General features: G+C 70.9%; 15 protein-coding genes and 2 tRNA genes. 12 read left to right on the top strand and 5 right to left on the bottom strand.

Features of this window, described 5'->3' with window-relative positions:
- Window positions 1–200: 200 nt before the first annotated feature.
- From ACZ5WE_RS11410 to ACZ5WE_RS11375, 8 genes are all read left to right on the top strand, one after another.
- Window positions 201–1,520 (top strand): acyl-CoA dehydrogenase family protein, encoded by a 1,320-nt coding sequence (locus tag ACZ5WE_RS11410; protein ID WP_467685426.1) that lies wholly within the window; start codon window positions 201–203, stop codon window positions 1,518–1,520.
- Window positions 1,517–2,425, top strand: coding sequence for a bifunctional MaoC family dehydratase N-terminal/OB-fold nucleic acid binding domain-containing protein (locus ACZ5WE_RS11405; RefSeq protein WP_467685424.1), 909 nt, complete (start codon window positions 1,517–1,519; stop codon window positions 2,423–2,425). The genes ACZ5WE_RS11410 and ACZ5WE_RS11405 overlap by 4 nt, the downstream gene beginning before the upstream one ends.
- Before the next feature lies 1 nt (window position 2,426).
- Window positions 2,427–3,506 (top strand): acyl-CoA dehydrogenase family protein, encoded by a 1,080-nt coding sequence (locus ACZ5WE_RS11400; protein WP_467685422.1) that lies wholly within the window; start codon window positions 2,427–2,429, stop codon window positions 3,504–3,506.
- 68 nt (window positions 3,507–3,574) lie between these two features.
- Window positions 3,575–4,012, top strand: a complete 438-nt coding sequence (locus ACZ5WE_RS11395; RefSeq protein ID WP_467685420.1) for a MaoC family dehydratase — start codon at window positions 3,575–3,577, stop codon at window positions 4,010–4,012.
- Window positions 4,009–5,175 (top strand): lipid-transfer protein, encoded by a 1,167-nt coding sequence (locus ACZ5WE_RS11390; protein ID WP_467685418.1) that lies wholly within the window; start codon window positions 4,009–4,011, stop codon window positions 5,173–5,175. The genes ACZ5WE_RS11395 and ACZ5WE_RS11390 overlap by 4 nt, the downstream gene beginning before the upstream one ends.
- Window positions 5,176–5,227: 52 nt before the next feature.
- Complete coding sequence (locus tag ACZ5WE_RS11385; RefSeq protein WP_467685416.1) at window positions 5,228–6,097, top strand: DUF1906 domain-containing protein; 870 nt, start codon at window positions 5,228–5,230, stop codon at window positions 6,095–6,097.
- 172 nt (window positions 6,098–6,269) lie between these two features.
- Entirely contained in the window at window positions 6,270–6,833 is a 564-nt protein-coding gene (locus tag ACZ5WE_RS11380) for a SigE family RNA polymerase sigma factor (protein ID WP_249588982.1), read from the top strand.
- Window positions 6,834–7,063: 230 nt separating this feature from the next.
- The gene (locus ACZ5WE_RS11375; protein WP_467685414.1) at window positions 7,064–8,713 is read left to right on the top strand and encodes a long-chain fatty acid--CoA ligase; all 1,650 of its coding nucleotides are present in this window, start codon (window positions 7,064–7,066) and stop codon (window positions 8,711–8,713) included.
- A 73-nt stretch (window positions 8,714–8,786) separates the two neighbouring features.
- On the opposite strand, the gene ACZ5WE_RS11370 is transcribed toward ACZ5WE_RS11375, so the two are convergent.
- Both ACZ5WE_RS11370 and ACZ5WE_RS11365 read right to left on the bottom strand, forming a co-directional pair.
- Window positions 8,787–13,334: a hybrid sensor histidine kinase/response regulator gene (locus tag ACZ5WE_RS11370; RefSeq protein ID WP_467685412.1), complete on the bottom strand. Its 4,548-nt coding sequence runs from the start codon at window positions 13,332–13,334 to the stop codon at window positions 8,787–8,789.
- Between the two features lie 246 nt (window positions 13,335–13,580).
- Complete coding sequence (locus ACZ5WE_RS11365; protein ID WP_467685410.1) at window positions 13,581–14,069, bottom strand: SSI family serine proteinase inhibitor; 489 nt, start codon at window positions 14,067–14,069, stop codon at window positions 13,581–13,583.
- A gap of 173 nt (window positions 14,070–14,242) precedes the next feature.
- Between ACZ5WE_RS11365 and ACZ5WE_RS11360 the strand changes: the two genes are divergently transcribed.
- Together ACZ5WE_RS11360 and ACZ5WE_RS11355 are read left to right on the top strand one after the other, a co-directional pair.
- Window positions 14,243–14,333: transfer RNA gene (locus ACZ5WE_RS11360), tRNA-Ser, on the top strand.
- A 191-nt stretch (window positions 14,334–14,524) separates the two neighbouring features.
- Window positions 14,525–14,597, top strand: a tRNA-Arg gene (locus ACZ5WE_RS11355).
- Between the two features lie 144 nt (window positions 14,598–14,741).
- On the opposite strand, the gene ACZ5WE_RS11350 is transcribed toward ACZ5WE_RS11355, so the two are convergent.
- From ACZ5WE_RS11350 to ACZ5WE_RS11340, 3 genes are all read right to left on the bottom strand, one after another.
- Window positions 14,742–15,032: a hypothetical protein gene (locus tag ACZ5WE_RS11350; RefSeq protein WP_467685408.1), complete on the bottom strand. Its 291-nt coding sequence runs from the start codon at window positions 15,030–15,032 to the stop codon at window positions 14,742–14,744.
- Window positions 15,029–15,715 (bottom strand): hypothetical protein, encoded by a 687-nt coding sequence (locus ACZ5WE_RS11345; protein WP_467685406.1) that lies wholly within the window; start codon window positions 15,713–15,715, stop codon window positions 15,029–15,031. Before ACZ5WE_RS11345 ends, ACZ5WE_RS11350 begins: the two co-directional genes overlap by 4 nt.
- Window positions 15,716–15,958: 243 nt before the next feature.
- Complete coding sequence (locus ACZ5WE_RS11340) at window positions 15,959–16,747, bottom strand: tyrosine-type recombinase/integrase (RefSeq protein ID WP_467685404.1); 789 nt, start codon at window positions 16,745–16,747, stop codon at window positions 15,959–15,961.
- 295 nt (window positions 16,748–17,042) lie between these two features.
- Between ACZ5WE_RS11340 and ACZ5WE_RS11335 the strand changes: the two genes are divergently transcribed.
- Both ACZ5WE_RS11335 and ACZ5WE_RS11330 read left to right on the top strand, forming a co-directional pair.
- A complete protein-coding gene (locus tag ACZ5WE_RS11335; protein WP_467685402.1) occupies window positions 17,043–17,714 on the top strand; it encodes an ANTAR domain-containing protein in 672 nt (223 codons plus the stop codon).
- A gap of 55 nt (window positions 17,715–17,769) precedes the next feature.
- On the top strand, window positions 17,770–18,531 hold the full coding sequence (locus tag ACZ5WE_RS11330) for an ANTAR domain-containing protein (RefSeq protein WP_467685400.1): 762 nt from the start codon (window positions 17,770–17,772) through the stop codon (window positions 18,529–18,531).
- Window positions 18,532–18,562 lie beyond the last annotated feature (31 nt).

Here is an 18,562-nt window from a genome sequence, read left to right as displayed (position 1 = left end):
CACTCCCCCGGGGCCTGCTCGATGGGGTGTGTGGCGTTCTGCGCGGCGGTGCATCTGCACCGCCGCGCAGGCGTGTTCGGGGCTGCTGGCGCGACCGGAACCCGCATCCGGGGCGATCTCTTGACACCGCGACAGTTTCTGACGGACAGTCAGAAACCACTGTCGGTGCGACGCCCTTACGCGAAGGAGAGGCCGCCGCCGTGCACCTCGCCCCCACCGAACGCCAACAGCAGCTACGCGCCGAACTGCGCGCCTACTTCCGCGATCTGATGCCGGGAGGGCCGCCCGGAGGGGACGACCTGGAGGCGCAGCGCCGACTGCTGCGGCGTATCGGGGCGGACGGCATGCTCGGCCTCGGCTGGCCGGTCGAATACGGCGGGCAGGGGCGGGGGCCGGACGAGCAGTTCGTCTTCTTCGACGAGGCCTACCGCGCGGGCGCACCCGTATCGATGGTCACCCTGAACACCGTCGGGCCGACCCTCATGAAGTACGGCACCGAGGAGCAGAAGGCCGCCTTCCTGCCGCGCATCCTCAGCGGTGACCTGGTCTTCGCGATCGGCTACAGCGAGCCGTCGGCAGGGACGGATCTGGCCTCGCTGCGGACGCGGGCGGTGCGTGGGACTGCGGGGCCGGAGGGGCACGAGGGGTACGAGGGGTACGAGGGGTACGAGGAGCCTGCGAAGTCCGAGGAGCCTGCGGAGACCGGGGAGCAGCCTGCGGAGACCGGGGAGCCTGCGGAGACCGGGGAGCGGGCGGGGTCCGAGGGCACGTGGGTCATCGACGGGCAGAAGATCTTCACGTCGAACGCCCAGAACGCCGACTGGATCTGGCTGGCCTGCCGCACCGACCCCGAGGCCCCCAAGCACCAAGGCATCTCGATCATCCTCGTGCCGACCGACGCGCCCGGGTTCTCGTGGACGCCGATCAGGACGGTGGGCGGTCTGACGACGACGGCGACGTATTACGACGGAATCCGCGTGCCCGCCACGAACCTTGTCGGCGAGGAGAACGGCGGCTGGGGGCTCATCACCAACCAGCTCAACCACGAGCGGGTGGCACTCGCCGCGATCGGCATGCAGGCCGAGGATTTCTACGCCGCGGCCCTCGCCTTCGCCCGTACACCCGATCCGGTGACGGGCGAACGTCGGATTGACGCCCCGTGGGTCCGATCCAGGCTGGCCGAAGCACAGGCGCGGCTGGCGGCAACGCGCCTGCTCAACTGGCGTTTGGTGGGGGATGTCGGGGCGGGCGCGCTGGCGCCGGGAGACGCGAGCGGCGTGAAGTTCGTGGGAACCGAATCGGCGGTGGAGGTGTACCGAATATGTCAGGAAGTCGCGGGCGATGCGGGTCTGGTCCGGGCCGGTTCACCCGGGTCCCTGACGCTCGGCACGGCCGGTGAGGGGGAGTTGGAGCGGATGAACAGGGCGGCACAGATCAATACGTTCGGGGGCGGGGTGAGCGAGGTGCAGCGGGAGATCGTGGCGACGATGCGCCTCGGGATGCGGAGGGGACGGCGGTGACCGGTCTTTCGTACGAGACGTTGAAGGCATTCGAGGGGCGGGCGGCCGCCACGTCGGGCGTGGGCAAGGACCCGGTCAACGAACCGATGATCCGGCACTGGTGCGAGGCCATCGGTGACACGAACTCGGCCTATGCGGGGGCGGATCCGATCGCGCCGCCGACCATGCTCCAGGCGTGGACGATGGGCGGGCTCTCCGGACACCAAGGACGTTCGGCGGCGTACGACGAGCTGTTCGCGCTCCTGGACGGCGCGGGGTACACCTCGGTCGTGGCCACGGACTGCGAGCAGGAGTATGTGCGTGCCCTGCGGCCGGGGGACGAAATCACCTTCGACGCGGTCATCGAGGCGGTGTCGCAGCGCAAGACGACCAAGCTGGGCACGGGCCATTTCGTCACGACCCGGATGGACGTCAGAGCGGACGGCGAGCCGGCAGGCACCCACCGCTTCCGGATCCTCAAGTACGCACCCGCGCAGCACAGACCCCGGGGCAAGCGGCCCCGACCGGTGGTCAATCGGGACAACGCAGGGTTCTGGGAAGGAGTGGCCCGGCACCAGCTCCTGATCCAGCGCTGCGGCGGGTGCCACGCACTGCGCTTCCCCTGGCTGCCCGGCTGCAATGCCTGCGGATCGCTCGCATGGGACACGGTCGAAGCGAGCGGCGAGGGCACGGTGTACTCGTATGTCGTCATGCACCACCCGCCCTTCCCCGCCTTCGATCCCCCGTACGCCGTCGGGCTCATCGATCTGGCGGAGGGCGTGCGCATGGTCAGCAATGTGGTGGGCGTGCCCAGCGACAAGGTGCGGATCGGGCAGCCGGTGCGGCTCGAATTCCAGCAGGTGGACGCGGAGTTGGAGCTCCCGGTCTTCCGAGCCGTCGAGAGCATGGCGGGGGGCGGGGTCTGACATGGACTTCACACCCACGGAGGAGCAGGCCGCCGCACGGGACCTTGCCGGAGAGATCTTCGGGGACCTGGCCACGCCCGAGCGGCTCTCGGCGGCGGGAGCAGGGCCGGACGCCGAGCTGTGGAAGGCGATGTGCGCGGCGGGGCTGCCGGGTGCGGTGGAGGATGTCGGGTTGCTCGGTCTCGTGCTGCTGCTGGAGGAGCAGGGGAGGGCGACGGCGCAGGTGCCGTTCGCGGCGAGCTGTGTCTACGGTCTGCTCGCGGTGGCGGCGCACGGCACGGAGGAGCAGCGGGGACGGCTGCTGCCGGGGCTGCGGGACGGTACGGCGATCGCGACGGGGGCCTTCCCGGCGCGGGGCGGCGTGGTGGCCTCCGTGGAGGGGGCGCCGGGCGGCGCGCTCGCCGCGAAGCTGACCGGGGTCGTGCCATGGGTGCCGTGGCTGCGGGATGCCACGGAGGTCCTGGTGGCGGTGCGCGACCCGGGGCCGCGGGGCGGCCACAGCCTGTGGAGAGTACGGGCGGCCGACGCGGCAACCGAGCCCGTGGAGCTGACCGCGCCCTGGTCGGCGGGGCGTTTGGTCCTGGACGGGGCTCCGGGGGAGCGGATCGGAGGGGAGAGGGCGTACGAGGACGTCCTGGCGAGCGCGCGGACCGCCTTCGCCGGCCTGCAGGCCGGGGTATGCGCGGGGTCGTTGGCCCGCGCGGTGGCGCACACGAACGAGCGGGAGCAGTTCGGGCGGCCGCTCGCGGCCAAGCAGGGAGTCCAACTCCGGGCAGCCGACGCCCATATGGACACCGAGGCGATACGGGTCACGGCGTACGAGGCGGCCTGGCGGCGCGACGCCGGCCTGCCGTACGGCACGCATGCGCTGACCGCCGCATGGTGGGCATCGGAGGGCGGAAAGCGCGTCGTGCACGCGGGCCAGCATCTGCACGGCGGCATGGGTGCCGACCTCGACCATCCCGTGCACCGGCACTTCCTGTGGGGACGGCAGCTGGACGCGTACCTGGGGTGCGGGAGCGAAGCCCTGGAGGAGATGGGCGACTTGATCGCCCGAAGCACGCAGGAGGGGGCGGCATGAAGAGGGGACAGGGCGTCGTAGGAGGAGACGGCGTGACGGGGAGACGGTATGGCGCAGGAGGAGACGGTGTGAGGGTCGGTGACGAGCTGCCGGAGCTCACCATCCCGGTCACCCGGACGCTGATCGTCTCCGGCGCCATCGCGTCGCGGGACTACCAGGACGTGCACCACGACACGGCGGCGGCCAAGGAGAAGGGCTCCCCCGACATCTTCATGAACATCCTGACCACGAACGGCCTGGTCGGTCGCTACATCACGGACCACTTCGGTTCCGGGGCGACCCTTCGCAAGGTGGCGATACGGCTCGGGGCACCCAATTACCCCGGGGACACGATGGTGTTGACGGGTTCCGTGGAGCAGGTCGACGGCGATACGGCCACGGTCAGGGTCGTGGGGGCCAACGGCATCGGCAAGCACGTCACCGGCACGGTCACGGTGACTGTCCCGGGCGGCGGAGTCCCGGGCGGAGGGGACCCCGGCGGGGCTCCGGCAGGGGGCGCGGCATGAGCGTACGCACACGCGACCGCCTCGGCGGGAAGGCCGCTGTTGTCGGGATCGGGGCCACCGAGTTCTCCAAGGAATCGGGGCGCAGTGAGCTCAGACTCGCCGTGGAGGCGGTGGGGCTCGCGCTCGATGACGCCGGGTTGAGCCCCGCGGACGTCGACGGCATGGTCACGTTCACCATGGACACGAACCCGGAGATCACCGTCGCCCAGGCGGCCGGGATCGGGGAGCTGTCGTTCTTCTCGCGCGTTCACTACGGGGGAGGTGCGGCCTGTGCGACGGTCCAGCAGGCGGCGCTCGCGGTGGCGAGCGGAGTGGCCGAAGTCGTCGTCTGCTACCGCGCGTTCAACGAGCGTTCGGGGCGCCGGTTCGGTTCGGGCGTGCAGCACCGGGAGCCGTCGGCGGAGGGCGCGGCGCTCGGCTGGGCCCTGCCGTTCGGGTTGCTGACCCCCGCCTCCTGGGTGGCGATGGCGGCCCAGCGCTATCTGCACACCTACCGCCTCACCCCCGATGCCTTCGGCCATGTGGCGGTCACCGACCGGAAGTACGCGGCGACCAACCCGGCGGCCTATTTCCACGGGAAGCCGATCACGCTCGCCGAGCACGCCGCCTCGCGCTGGATCGTCGAGCCACTGCGGCTCCTGGACTGCTGCCAGGAGACCGACGGCGGTCAGGCGATCGTCGTGACGAGCGTGGAGCGGGCCCGGGATCTGCCGAAGCCACCGGCCGTGATCACGGCGGCGGCCCAGGGGTCGGGCCGGGCGCAGGAGCAGATGACCAGCTTCTACCGCGACGACCTGAGCGGGCTGCCGGAAATGAGTGTGGTGGCCCGGCAGCTCTGGCGCAGCTCCGGTCTCGCGCCCGGCGACATCGACGTGGGCATTCTCTACGACCACTTCACGCCGTTCGTGCTGATGCAGCTGGAGGAGTTCGGCTTCTGCGGACCGGGTGAGGCGGCGGACTTCGTGGCCGGGGAGATGTTGCCGCTGAACACGCACGGAGGGCAGCTCGGGGAGGCGTACCTGCACGGGATGAACGGCATAGCGGAGGCGGTCCGACAGGTGCGCGGCACATCCGTGAACCAGATACCCGACGCGGCACGCACGCTGGTCACCGCGGGCACCGGTGTCCCCACATCAGGGTTGATTCTGGCGGCGGACGGCTGAACGCGGCGCGTGTCACGGCTGCGGATCAGGCCCTGGGCCCTTCACTCGGCGTATGCGCTGTCAAAAGCTGATGATGGGACTTGTCCTCGCAGTCGCCCTCGCCACCCTGGCCGTGGGCGCCCCGCCGACGGGCGCCGTGAGCAGAGCCGAGGCCGGGGGCCGTGCCGCCGGGGCGGAGGGCGGTGCGGCCGGGTGGCCGGCCGGGGTGTCGACCTTCCGCGGCCGGGCCTTCGACACCTGCCTCGCTCCGTCCGCCGACACGATGCGCCGCTGGAAGTCCTCCAACTACGGAGCCGTGGGCATCTACTACGCGGGCCGCGGCCGGGCGTGCAAGCGCCAGCCGCAGCTGACCCGCGGGTGGATGCGCGCGGTGCGGGGCCAGGGGTGGAAGGTGCTGCCGGTGTACGTCGGGTCGCAGTCGCCCTGCGTCATCGCGAAGCACAAGAAGCACGTCCGCATGGGGCGCTACCCCGTGCGGCAGGGAACACAGGAGGGACGTGACGCGGTAAGGAAGGCCAAGGCGCTCGGGATGCGGCGCCTCAGCCCGCTCTATCTGGACATGGAGGCGTACACCTACCGGCAGAAGGCGTGCGCGCACGGCACCCTGGCCTTCGTGCGGGCCTGGAACCGTGAGGTGCGCAGGTTCGGTTACATCCCGGGGTTCTACAGCAGTGCGAACTACGGCGTACGGCACATGGAGACGGCGCGGCGGGCGGGGGCGCGGGATCTGCCGTCGGTGATGTGGTTCGCGCGCTGGCACAAGCAGCCGAACCTGTACAACGAGCCGGTGTTGCGGCGCGACGCGTGGCGCCCCGAGCGGCGCATTCACCAGTACGCGGGGAACGTGAAGGAGCGGCACGGCGGGCGCACGCTCAAGATCGACCGCAACCTCGTGCACGCGCCCGTGGCCAGTATCAGCTAGCCCGGGAGCGCGGTGCTCTCGCCGTGCTCTCAGGGATGAACCCTCAGGGGTGTGCTCCGCCTCCTCCACCTTCAGGAGGTGGGGCTACCACCCCGCGTACAACCTGAGGCGGACACTGCTTCGGGACCTGCGGCCGATCCGCTGAAGTAGGGGGCGCTTCTAGCGTGGAGCCATGACCGTATCCATGGTGCCCATGTGCACCAGCGCATCGAAGGCCGCGACGCGGACAGCGAGTCCTTCGGCGTATCCGTCGTTCGCGTCGTACGTCCGGGCACGCCAGCCCGTGTTGCTGCGCACCGCGCGCTCGCTGACCGCGAATCCCAGCGATGCCGAGGATCTGCTGCAGACCGCCCTCACCAAAACCTATGTCGCGTGGGACCGGATCGAGGACCATCGGGCGCTCGACGGCTATGTGCGCCGGGCCCTGCTGAACACCCGGACCTCGCAGTGGCGCAAGCGCAAGGTCGACGAGTTCGCGTGTGACGAGCTGCCCGAGCCCGAGGTGACGCCGGTCGCGGACCCGGCCGAGCAGCAGGTGCTCAGGGACGCGATGTGGCGCGCGATCATGAAGCTGCCCGCGCGGCAGCGAGCGATGGTCGTCCTGCGGTACTACGAGGATCTCAGCGAGGCCCAGACGGCCGAGGTGCTCGGGGTGTCCATCGGCACCGTCAAGAGCGCGGTGTCGCGTGCGCTCGGCAAGCTGCGCGAGGACCCGGAGCTCACACCGGTCCGGTGACGGCCCGGACGACCTGGTGATCGGCGCAGCTCTGCCGGAACTTCGGGGGACCGTTGCCGTGCCTCTGCCGGAACTTCGGGGGACCGCTGCCGTGCCTCCGCCGGACCTTTCTTCTCCCGCACTAGTGACATACCGTGCGGTATGCGGCAAGAATCTGGCGAGCCCTACTGCCAGGTAGGTCATTCGGGAGCCGCCCCGGATGAATGCCGCGCGCCCACCGGGAGGACGCCGTGCTGAGCACGATGCAGGACGTACCACTGACCGTCACCCGCATCCTCCGGCACGGGACGACCGTGCACGGGTCGTCGCAGGTCACCACATGGACCGGTGAGGCCGCCCCGCAGCGCCGCAGCTTCCGCGAGATCGGTGAACGCTCGGCCCAGCTGGCGCACGCGCTGCGCGAGGACCTCGGGGTCGACGGCGACGAGCGTATTGCCACCTTCATGTGGAACAACGCAGAACACGTCGAGGCCTACTTCGCGGTCCCCTGTATGGGCGCCGTCCTGCACACCCTCAATCTCCGGCTGCCCGCCGACCAGTTGACCTGGATCGTGAACCATGCGGCCGACCGCGTCATCATCGTCAACGGCTCCCTCATCCCCCTGCTCGCGCCCCTGCTGCCGCAGCTGCCGACCGTCGAGCATCTGGTGGTCTCGGGCCCCGGCGACCGTTCGCCGCTGGCCGGAATCCAGGCGCGGGTGCACGAGTACGAGGACCTGATCGCCGCCAAACCCACGACGTACGAATGGCCCGAGCTCGACGAGCGCACAGCCGCCGCCATGTGCTACACCTCCGGCACCACCGGCGACCCCAAGGGCGTCGTCTACTCCCACCGCTCCATCTACCTGCACTCCATGCAGGTCAACATGAGCGAGTCCATGGGCCTGACGGACGCGGACACCACCCTCGTCGTCGTCCCGCAGTTCCACGTCAACGCCTGGGGTCTGCCGCACGCGACCCTGATGGCGGGCGTGAACATGCTGATGCCGGACCGTTTCCTGCAGCCCGCCCCGCTCGCCGAGATGATCGAGACGGAGCGGCCCACGCACGCGGCCGCCGTCCCCACCATCTGGCAGGGCCTGCTCGCCGAACTCTCCGCGAAGCCGCGTGATGTCAGCTCGCTCGGCCAGGTCACCATCGGCGGCTCGGCCTGCCCGCCCTCGCTGATGGAGGCGTTCGACAAGCTGGGTATGCGCGTCTGCCACGCCTGGGGCATGACGGAGACCTCCCCGCTCGGCACGGTCGCCCGTCCGCCGGCCAAGTCCCTCGGCACCGACGACGAGTTCGCCTACCGCCTCACCCAGGGCCGCTTCCCCACCGGCGTCGAGGCCCGCCTGGTCGGCCCCGGTGGCGAGTACCTGCCGTGGGACGGCGAGTCCGCGGGCGAGCTGGAGGTGCGCGGGCCGTGGATCGCGGGCGCGTACTACGGGGGCGCGGGCGGCGAGGAACTCAAGCCCGAGGACAAGTTCAGCGCGGACGGCTGGCTGAAGACCGGCGACGTCGGCGTGATCAGCTCCGACGGCTTCCTGACGCTCACCGACCGCGCGAAGGACGTCATCAAGTCGGGCGGCGAGTGGATCTCCAGCGTCGAGCTGGAGAACGCGATCATGGCCCACCCGGACGTCGCGGAGGCGGCGGTCGTCGCCGTCCCCGACGACAAGTGGGGCGAACGCCCGCTCGCCACCGTCGTGTTGAAGGAGGGCGCGAACCTCGACTACGCCGCCCTGCGCGACTTCCTCACGGGCACCATCGCCAAGTGGCAGCTGCCCGAGCGCTGGGCGATCGTGCCGGCCGTGCCCAAGACGAGCGTCGGCAAGTTCGACAAGAAGGTGCTGCGCAGGCAGTACGCGGACGGGGAGCTGGACGTCACGAAGCTCTGACGGCACGTACGTTGCGGCCTACGTTGCGCCGCTCCCCCGTGGGAGCGGCGCAATGCGCTGCGAGCCCTGGAGGCTAGTTCGTACCGATCTTCGCCAGCAGATCCACGATGCGGCCCTGCACCTCGCTGCTCGTCGACCGCTCCGCGAGGAACAGCACCGTCTCCCCCGCCGCGAGGCGCGGCAGCTCCGTCTGGTCGACGGCGGCGGTGTAGACGACGAGCGGGGTGCGGTTCAACTGGCCGTTCGCGCGCAGCCAGTCGATGATCCCGGCCCGGCGGCGGCGCACCTGCATCAGGTCCATCACCACCAGGTTCGGTCGCATCTGCGCCGCGAGCGTCACCGCGTCCGCGTCGCTCTCGGCCCGCGCCACCTGCATGCCGCGCCGTTCGAGCGTCGCGGTCAGGGCGAGCGCGATCTCCTCGTGCTCCTCGATGAGCAGGACGCGCGGCGGGTGCTGCTCGCTGTCGCGGGGCGCGAGAGCCTTCAGGAGTACGGCGGGGTCGGCGCCGTACGCCGCTTCGCGCGTCGCCTGGCCGAGTCCCGCCGTCACGAGCACGGGGACCTCGGCGGCCACGGCGGCCGTGCGCAGCGACTGCAGGGCCGTACGCGTGATCGGTCCGGTCAGCGGGTCCACGAAGAGCGCGGCCGGGAACGCGGCGATCTGGGCGTCGACCTCCTCGCGGGAGTTCACGATGACAGGACGGTAGCCGCGGTCGCTCAGCGCCTGCTGCGTGGTGACGTCGGGCGCGGGCCAGACCAGGAGGCGGCGCGGATTGTCCAGCGGCTCGGGCGGCAGTTCGTCGTCCATGGGCTGCGGCTGGGGCCGGTTGGCGACCTCGACGGCGCCGCCGGGACCGTCCAGCGGCTCCGGGCCCTCGTCGGCGTCCTCGTCCGGTGCGCCTATCGCGTACGAGCGGCCGGTGCCCTCCGTGGAGGAGCCGATGCGGGACTGCGGGTGACCCTGCGCCTGAGGGTGCGGGCGTGCCGCGGCCTCGGGGCGGTCGTCGCCCGCGGGGTCGGGGGGAGTGGACAGCCGGCGGCGACGCCCCGAGCCGCCGACGGAACCGCCGAGGGAGCCGCCTCCGAGGGTGTGGGACTGCGACTGCCCCGGAGCCGCGGGCTGCGCCGGTGCCTGCTCAGGCAGCGGTCCTGCGGTTGGCCGCTGCGGGGCGCCCGGGGTCGGGGCGGGCGCGGAGGGCTGGGACTGAGTCGGTACGGGCGCCGGGCCCGCCGCCTCGGATGCCTGCTGGGGCTGCGGGGGCTGCTGGGCGTGTTGTGGCTCAGCAGCCTGGGGAGACTGCTGGGCCGCGGGAGACTGCGGGGGCAACGGAGGCTGCGGGGCCTGCGGGATCTGCGGATTCTGCGGCGGCTGCGGTGCCGTTGCCGGGGTGGCCGAGGACGCCGGGGGCGCCGGAGTGGCCCCCGGGCCCTGGCCTTGCTGCAGCCCGAGCCGACGCTGCTGCTGCTCGGCGATCTGCCGGCCGAACGGCACGCCCTGCCCGAGCGTGCGCACGCTGATCGCGCGCCCCTGCGTCGAGTTGGGGTCACCGGGCGCGGCCTCGGCGGGCAGCGGCTGCGCGGCCCGCCCCTGGGCCCCGCGCTCGGGCGGGAGGGCGACGCCCCTGCCGGGTGTGTGGACGCCCCGCGCGGGAGTGCCTTCGGCGTACGTGGTGGGCTGCGAGGGAACACCTGCGGGCGGGGTGCCCTGCGCTCCCCCCGCCGGACCGGCGGCTGCGGGCGCCGCGGATGCCGCAGAAGCAGCGGGAGCAGCAGAAGCGGCGGGAGCAGCGGGAACGGTCGGCGCCCCCGGCGCTGCGGGCGCCGCGGGAGCCTGCCCCGGGACCTGCCCCTGACCCTGCCCGGATGCCTGACCCTGCCCGGATGCCTGCCCCTGACCCGACGCCTGGCCCTGCCCCTGCGCCGGACGCGAACGGCGGCGGCCCGTAGGCGCCTCCGCCGGGTGAGGCTGCGGCGGGGTGTGGTCGTCGGCCGGGTGGTGCAGGGCCGCTTCGTGCTGCCCCGTGTCGTCCTGGTCGGCGGAGGCGGGCGGCAACGCGAAGACGCGCCCGCTGGGAGCCTCCTCGGCAGCGGCCCGCTCCTTGGCGGCGGCCAACGCACGGCGACGCCGCCCCGTCGGACGGGGCGAGGCCTCGCCCGCGTCACCGGCGGAGACACCCGAACCGGCGACAGCCACAGCCATCCCGACCCCGGAGCCACTGCCCCCGGAATCACTGCCCCCGGAGCCCCCGGCGGCAGCACCCTCCTGCCCACCGCCGCCCGAAGGCAGAGCGGGCGGCAACGCCAACTGCTCGTCGTTCCGTCGAGCCCGCTGCCCGGAAGCGGCAGGGGCCACCGCCCCCGCGGGAACCGGCACGCCCTGCGGCGGCACCGTCTCCCCCAGAGCCGCGGACCCGGCCGCATACTCGGCAGCCGTCACCACGGAGCCCACGGAGCCCACGGAGCCCACGGAGCCCCCAGCGCCCGCGGAACTCTCCGCGGCGCTGGGCCGCCCACGCCGTCGTCCCGTACCGCCGGACGTCTGTGACTGTGAAGCACCCTCGCCCCGCGCGGCCGCCTCCGGAGCAACCGACGCGACCGATGCCGCGGCCTCGGCAACCTGAGCCGCCGCGGCCTGCGCCGCGTCGGCCTCGGCCGCACGCCGTCCACGCCGTCGCCCGGTCCCGCTCGGCGAAGCCCCGCCCGCGGAGTCGGCGCCCTCAGGCGCGGCGCCTGACGAGGGGCCACCTTCAGGAACCGCACTCTCCAGGAACGAGTCCACCGAAGGCCCGGCAGCACGCCGGGCCCGCCGCCGGCCGCCGGCCGTGGCGGGCGAAGCCTGGGCGGGCACCACGACCGAAGAGCCGACAGAGCCGGCCGGCGTTTCGGGGGCCGGCGAAACCGCCCCGCCCCCCGCACCGATCGGCACTTCAAGAACGTACGCACTGCCGCTCATCCCCGGCACCTCATGCGTCTGCAGGACGCCGCCGTGCGCCCGCACGATGCCCCGGACGATCGGTTCGTGCACCGGGTCTCCCCCGGCGTACGGCCCCCGCACCTCGATACGGACGACCCCGCCGCGCTGCGCCGCGGCCACGACCACGGTCGAGTCGACGTACCCACCGGCGGTCATGGCCGAAGGGCCCGTACCGGCACGCGCGTTGCCCGTGGCGTCGATCCCCGCCACGTCGGCGACCAGGTGGGCGAGCGCCGTGGCGAGCCGCCCCGGGTCCACCTCGACCTCGATCGGCGGCGCGTGCACCGCGAACTGCGCGCGTCCGGGCCCGATCAGCTCGACCGCACCCTCGACACCGCTCGCGACGACGGCATCGAGCATGACCTTCACGCACGACAGCTGATGCTCACCCGAGTCGAGGAGCTGGAAGCCCAGCACGTTGTCGACGAGCGTGGTGATCCGCGCGTACCCGGCGGAAAGGTGATGAAGGACCTGATTCGCCTCGGGCCACAACTGCCCCGCGTCGTCCGCCGCGAGAGCCGACAGCTCACGCTTCAGCTCGTCGAGCGGACCCCGCAACGACGAACCGAGGACGGCGAGGAGCTGCTCATGCCGCGCGGCCAGAGCGTCGTACCGCTCCTTCTCGCGCTCGGTGAGCTCCTCGAACCGGTCCTTCTCGCGCTCGGCGAGCGCCGCGTACCGCTCCTGCTCGGCGGCGACCTCCTCGGCGCGCTGCTCGGCCGCGGCGGCGAGTTCCGCCGCGTGCCGCTCGGTGGCCGCCCGCAGCTCCTCCGTGCGCCGCTCCGTCGCGGCCTTCATCTCCTCCGCGTGGGCCGCGATCGCGGCTTCGTGCTCCTCGGCCAGCGCGTCGTAGGGCCGCCGGTCGGTGAACGTCATGACCGCGCCGACGAGCTGGTCCCCGTCCCGTACCGGCGCCGTCGTCAGGTCGACCGCGACCCGGTCACCGCTCTTGGACCACAGGACCTGCCCGCGCACCCGGTGCTTGCGCCCGGACCGGAGCGTGTCCGCGAGCGGGGACTCCTCGTAGGGGAAGGGCTCGCCGTCGGCACGCGAGTGGAGCACCAGGTGGTGCAGTTCCTGCCCGCCCAGATCGCTGGCCCTGAAGCCCAGTATCTGCGCGGCGGCCGGATTGACGAGGACGACCCGCCCCTCGGTGTCCGTCCCGACGACGCCCTCGGCCGCGGCACGCAGGATCATCTCGGTCTGCCGCTGGGAGCGCGCGAGTTCGGCCTCGGTGTCCACCGCGCCCGAAAGGTCGCGTACGACGAGCATGAGCAACTCGTCACCGGTGTAACCGTAATTGTCGTACGCGTCCCGGATGTCCTCGAGGTTCGAGCTGGTGACCTCGACGGGGAACTCGCTGCCGTCCGTGCGGCGCGCGGTCATCCGCGTCGGCTTGGTCCGCCCGCGCTCGTCGATGGAATCGGGCCTGCGCATCGATCCGGGAATGAGCCGGGAGTCGAACTCCGGCAACAGATCGAGGAGCCCGCGGCCCACGAGGGCGGTGCCCGGTGTCTCGAACGCCTCGAGCGCGATCGCGTTCGCGTTCACGACGGTCCCGTTCGCGTTCACGAGGACCAGCGCGTCCGGGAGCGCGTCGAGTATGGCTGCGAGGCGAGCAGCGCCTCGGGATGGCCTGCTGCTCACGACGACGCTTCCTCCCTGGTTACTGCTGCTTGCCGACTCGCCCAGGCCATCTTGCCCCGCGGCCCGCGGCGTGTCACGGGAGGGAGTCTACGGGGAGAGGTTGTGCGCGCGACGCCGGATGAGAGGGAGGTCGCACGCAGAAGATGTGAGGCTTCCGTACCGCCTGGTCACGAGGAGGTGGCGGCCGGACGGTTTCGACCGTGGCCGGTAACCCACTCGGAAGTGGCCGGAACGGATCGTCCGGAGTCAGGCACTGGCCTCGGGCAGCACCGGCACGAGCTTGTTCCACCGGGAGATCTCGCAGCCGTTGCTGCGGTTGTACGTCGCGTCGACGGGCCGGCCGTGCCAGGTTCCTGTGATGCGCGCGGTGGCGGGTCCGCCGTACTGCATGGTGCAGTTCGCGTCGGCCAGCGTGGGCGCGAAGGTGTCCCGGCCCCAGGTGCCCTGGTCGAGCTTCGAACACGCTTCTTCTGCCTGCGGGTGCGTGCCGCCCGCAGGGTGACATTCCAGCTCGAACGTTCCGTCCCGGCCTTCCCCGGCGCCGGTGACCTCCACCGTGAGCCGGTCGGAGGTCGACTCGGTCAGCGGCGTCGGCAGGGGAAGGGGACCCGTGTCGGCGTGGGCGACGACGGGCGCGACGGACAGCGCGGCGACGGACGCGGCGGCGGTGAGGACGAGGCGGCGCAGCATGACGGGCTCCACTGGGTGCGGGATCCGGCCGGGTACGCGAGACACGTACGGGCTCTACCGCGTCTAACGCCGTTGACGCCGTGACGTTGCGGGCGTGGAAAGACGCTTTGCTCTGCGGGCCGCCCGACTAGTACCGTGGAAGCCGCGATTGGTGACACGCCGCCCGGCTGTGTCATCATCTGCACGCACCCCTCGCGCTCGCGCATGGAGTGCAAGCTGGAGGCGTCGCCTAGTCCGGTCTATGGCGCCGCACTGCTAATGCGGTTTGGGACTTACATCCCATCGAGGGTTCAAATCCCTCCGCCTCCGCTGCAAGATCCCGAAGCCCCGGTCCACTGGACCGGGGCTTCGGCGTTTCACCGCCGTGAAGCGCGTTTCCGCAGGTCGCAAGCGGTGTGGCAAACGGATTTCACATGGCGGCGGCGGTCATGTAATGTTCTTCCTGTCGCCGCGAGCGGGCCGAAAGGCCGGGGAGCGAAGGCAAACAAAAGGAAAATCAAGCACTCGTAGCTTAACGGATAGAGCATCTGACTACGGATCAGAAGGTTGCAGGTTCGAATCCTGCCGAGTGCACAGCAGTCCAGAGGCCCTGTGGAGAGATCCACAGGGCCTCTGGCTTTTGGCTTGACGGCAGTCGTTGACGGCAACCGTGCTTCAGGTGACGGTCCCGCTGCGTTCTCTCCGATCCAGCGCTTCCGCAGTCGCGAGACCGAAGCGCTAGGCGTAGAGATCCATCGGCTCAGCGGCGTACGTGTCATCGGGTAGCCGAGCGTCGGTCAGTTCGAACCTCTGCCTGCGACCGCCCGCATCTACGTTGATCACCGAGCCAGGTCGGCGCGTCGTGACGATCTGCGCCGGATTCCCGTCCGCGCCGACTGTGCCTAGCAGGGTGTAACAGCGGAGCCTGATCTTCCGCCGATGTCGGATGAGCCACGTACCGAAGATGATCACAAGGGTGGCTGTCACTTCTGCGAGGAACGCCGGCAGCGCTTGGCCAAGGACACTCATGCTGCCCTCCCCCAAAGTTCCGCGGCGAGACGTTGGACCTTGCGGCGCACTTGATCCCCGGTGCGGTGAGGGTCGGGAGCGTTGGCGAACGATGCCGCACCGCTCCAAGTCGTTGTCCCGAGCGTGCACCGCGCATGCAGTACCTTGCGCTCCTCAGCCGTAAGGCAGTTCAAGAGGGTGCCTACGCGAGGATCCATCAGCCGAAGGTCGGGCCCCGAGGTTCGCTCGTCACCGGAGACTCCGTCGACACCAGGGGGACGGAGGCCGTCGTACGTGAGTACCGGTTTCTCGCTGGCCTGGTGACTCCACGAGGGGCGCCCCTCTTCCTCGTCCTTCAGGATTCTGCGCACGAGTCCGGGTAAGGCGCGAACGTTCGCGCGATCCAACTCGCCCCTGTAGAGCCAGAAAACCTTGGCAACCTCGACGCCTTTTCCGGGACTCAGATGGAGGCGCGTGCGAGCGAAGTCCTCGACGGCTTCGATGTCGGCCCTATCTGCAGCCTTACGGGCCTCGCTCAACGCGTCGTGAAACCGGATGCCGTGGACGGCGTTCAGAGCCGCTTCGCGCTCGGCCGTCCAGACGATCGGTGACCCTTTGATCCTGTCTACGATGCGCTGAAAGCTCTCGCCAGTCCATTCCTGGAGTTTTCTGGCGTCGAGCTTACGCCTGCGGTGCTTGACCACGAGGTCGTCCTGATTCCGGCGTGGCGGTCCCGTGACTCCGCATGCCTATAGGGCCGCTGAAGTCACAGGATGCGGAGCACCTTCGGGCCGTTGTCGCTGTCACCGGTCTCACGGGCACCGGGCAACTAGGCCAAGGCCGCTGTACGGCCAGGAAACCAGAGTAGCGGGGCAGCCGATGGATTCGTCAAGAGGGGGCGACCCTCTAGAGGTCGCCCCCCACAACACGCGCATCGCCGGAGTAGATCAGTTAACTACCGGGGTGCCTGCCGTATCGTCGTCATCGTCCGGCTTGTCATCGTCACCCCTCAACACGTCTCCGACGCGTTCAAAGGCAGATCGTTGGGAGTCGAGCCGCACGAAGGTGTAGATGTCCATGGTCACGCGGATCGAGCTGTGGCCCAGGACCTCCATGATCATTCGGGCGTCGGCGCCCTGTTCGTGGAGCAGAGACGCGCAGGTGTGCCGCAGGTCGTGGAAGCGGACCTTGCGGACTCCGGCACGGACGCACAGCACCTCGAAGGACCGGTTGAGGTTGCGCGGCTCGATGGGGGTGCCGTTTTTGGTGGTGAAGACGAGGCCATGGCCCGTCCCCTTCCAGCTGCTGTCTGCGCCCTTCTTGTCGGCGATCTGCTGGGCCCGCTGGGCGCGGAGCGCCGTCACACACTCGGCCGGCAGGGCCACGCGACGAGCAGAACGCTGAGTCTTCGGCGCGACGATCAGCAGCTCACCTCCGACCCGCTGAAGAGCCTGCCGGACGGTAAGGACACCTTCGTGAAGGTCCACGTCCGACCAGCGCAGCCCGAGCAGCTCCCCACGACGTAGGCCGATCCGGACCGCCAGCTCGTAAGCGGCCCACAGCCGGTTCTCGCGGGCCGCCGCCAGGAGCAGGCGTCCTTCCTTGGCCGTGAGCGGTTCGATCTCGCGCTTCGTTCCCATGCTCAGCTCCACGTTCCGGGCCACGTTGCGCGGCAGCTCGTCTTCACGCACGGCGTGCTGGAGAACGGCACGCAGGATCACCAGTAGGAAGCGCACGGTCCGATCGGACGGGAGTTTCGTGCAGCACCTGCCGAGGGCGCAGCAGCGCCGCTTGTGCTCCGGCCGCTTCTTGTCCTTGCCCTGCGCGCAGCACTGGCACGTGGCGGCCGTTTTCACCAGGAACGCCCGGATGTCGCGGGCGGTGAGCCGGGCTTTTGGCTTGCGTGCGGGTTGTCTTTCGCGACGGCGTGTCTTGCCGAGGGCTTGGCGAGTAGCCTTCTCGATACGGAACGTGGCCGTCTTTCGAGAGCTGTCCGTCTTCGGGGGCGGGGGCTCGGCGATGGAGTACCGGGTGTCTGTGAAGGAATTGCTCGTTGGTCTCGCGCGGGCCGTGGGGCCTGGGGAGCACCGTCTGTGGGCGGTGCGGTGCGCGCGGGCGCTGGGGTTGGAAGGGATCGCGGTCTCCCTGCGATGGGGGGCGGAGCTGGTGTGGTTCAGCGACGACGTCAGTGCGCGGCTCGAGGATGCGCAGTTCACCTTGGGGGAGGGCCCCGGGGTGGCGGTGGACTTCAGTGAGGTGCCCTGTCAGGTGCCGGATGTCGGCACGTACGCAGGTGAGCGGTGGCCGCAGTTCGCCGTGGAGGCCCAGGCCCTGGGCGTGGCCGCGGTGTTCGTCTGGCCGGTCAGGTCGGGAGTGGCGCGGTTCGGGTCGCTGACCGGCTACCGCAAGTCTCCGGGGCCGCTGACGGCGGGGCAGGCGGCGGACGGGCTGCGCGTGGCCGACACGCTGACCGGCCGCCTGCTGGATTGGAAACCTGGCGAGGAGGCCTTTCACGACGGCCCCGGAAGAGCGGGCGCGGTCGATCTGCACTGGGCGGAAGTGCATCAGGCCACGGGCGTGCTCAGCTGCCAGCTCGGGGTGCCGGTGGAGGAGGCGCTGGTCCGCATGAGGGCCCGGGCCTTCGCCTCCGGCCGGCCCCTGACCGAAGCCGCCCGCGAAATCCTCCGGGATCTGCCATCGTGAACCTGCCGTTAGGCGCCGCCCCCTGGAGGGTGCCTGGGCGCCGAGGAGTTGAGGCATGAGCCGAGAACGAAAGATCGCCGAGACCTTTGTAGAACTGGCCGACACCCTTGTCGCGGACTTCGATGTCATCGACTTCCTCCAGCAACTGACCGTCCGCTGCTGTGACATCTTCGCCGTCACCGACACGGCGGTGCTGCTCGCCTACCCGGGCCCGCAGCTCTACAGCCCCGCCCCGTGCGACCCCAGCCCCGCCCTGCTCAGACTGCTGGAACTGGCGGTGGCCGGCGGTCCGGCCCTGGACGCCTATGAAGCCTCCGCCGCCGTCAGCCCCGGCGATCTCTCCGACACCCATGAGAGCTGGCAGGACTTCAGCAGGCTGGCCCGCCAGGCCGGTTACACCTACGCCAGCGCCGTCCCCATGCGGCTGCGCGAGGAGACCATCGGCAGCCTGCTGCTCCTGCGCGGCACCGACAGCCCGCTGCCGGCCGACGACCTGGCCATGGCCCAGGCCTTCGCCGACGCGGCCACCATCGGCCTGCTGCACGCCCGCTCCCTGCGACGCACCGAAACCGTCAACGAACAGCTCAGCACCGCTCTGCACAGCCGCATCACCATCGAGCAGGCCAAGGGCTTCCTCGCCGCCCAGCGCGACATTTCCGTCGGTGACGCCTTCACCGCCATGCGCCGTCACGCACGCCACCACCGTCTCCTGCTCACCGACGTCGCGCGACACGTCGTCGAGGCCGGCAGTCTTCCCGAGCCGCCGCCCGCGTCCCCTGCCCGACTCTCCTCCGAGGGTGCGTCGAAGAGCGAGTAGGCCCCCGGACGCGGGCCCGGCCGTGCAGGAC

The organism is Streptomyces sp. NPDC033180 (assembly GCF_055577645.1).
Note: the sequence above shows the minus strand (reverse complement) of the source record. Positions and strands in the feature narration are given on the sequence as shown.

Bases quoted from the DNA above. Each gene is read 5' to 3' on its own strand.
- ACZ5WE_RS11380 (WP_249588982.1), top strand. From the start codon at position 6,270: ATGACCGTATCCATGGTGCCCATGTGCACCAGCGCATCGAAGGCCGCG.
- ACZ5WE_RS11400 (WP_467685422.1), top strand. From the start codon at position 2,427: ATGGACTTCACACCCACGGAGGAGCAGGCCGCCGCACGGGACCTTGCC.
- ACZ5WE_RS11390 (WP_467685418.1), top strand. From the start codon at position 4,009: ATGAGCGTACGCACACGCGACCGCCTCGGCGGGAAGGCCGCTGTTGTC.
- ACZ5WE_RS11330 (WP_467685400.1), top strand. From the start codon at position 17,770: ATGAGCCGAGAACGAAAGATCGCCGAGACCTTTGTAGAACTGGCCGAC.
- ACZ5WE_RS11385 (WP_467685416.1), top strand. From the start codon at position 5,228: ATGCGCTGTCAAAAGCTGATGATGGGACTTGTCCTCGCAGTCGCCCTC.
- ACZ5WE_RS11350 (WP_467685408.1), bottom strand. From the start codon at position 15,032: ATGAGTGTCCTTGGCCAAGCGCTGCCGGCGTTCCTCGCAGAAGTGACA.